This window comes from Aliivibrio logei (assembly GCF_001691055.1).
Taxonomy (GTDB): domain Bacteria; phylum Pseudomonadota; class Gammaproteobacteria; order Enterobacterales; family Vibrionaceae; genus Aliivibrio; species Aliivibrio salmonicida.
On sequence record NZ_MAJU01000051.1, the window covers coordinates 1 to 347 of the forward strand.

Genomic DNA, 347 nt, shown 5'->3' on the forward strand with positions numbered 1-347 from the left:
ATGCAAACCAACCTGAATTTTACCGCCTTAATCACGAAACCCAAGACAAACCCAGAACGCCGAATGTAATAAATCGTGTTGATGCGATTGTTGTGCGTGCTTACTTTCGGCTTGGTCAACTTGGTAAAGAACTGCCCTGCCAAGATTTTCTAAGCCCTGATTCTAATTTATCAATAGCAATTAAGCGAACAAAATGTTCTTAAATTGCGAGATGAAGTAAATGGAAAACAGATACATTTTTTACGCCATTTGAACGACTTGATTTCAGCTAGTTTGGAATTGAAAAACCAAATATATTAGCCACAATTGGGATTGGAAATGCTGCAAGGAAAACACGGATGCAGACT

1 protein-coding gene is annotated in these 347 nt (G+C 38.3%); it reads left to right on the top strand.

The window, feature by feature from the left end:
- The coding region (locus A6E04_RS21450; protein ID WP_217491224.1) for a hypothetical protein at nt 1-203 on the top strand (203 nt) is incomplete at its 5' end.
- Between the last annotated feature and the right edge of the window lie 144 nt (nt 204-347).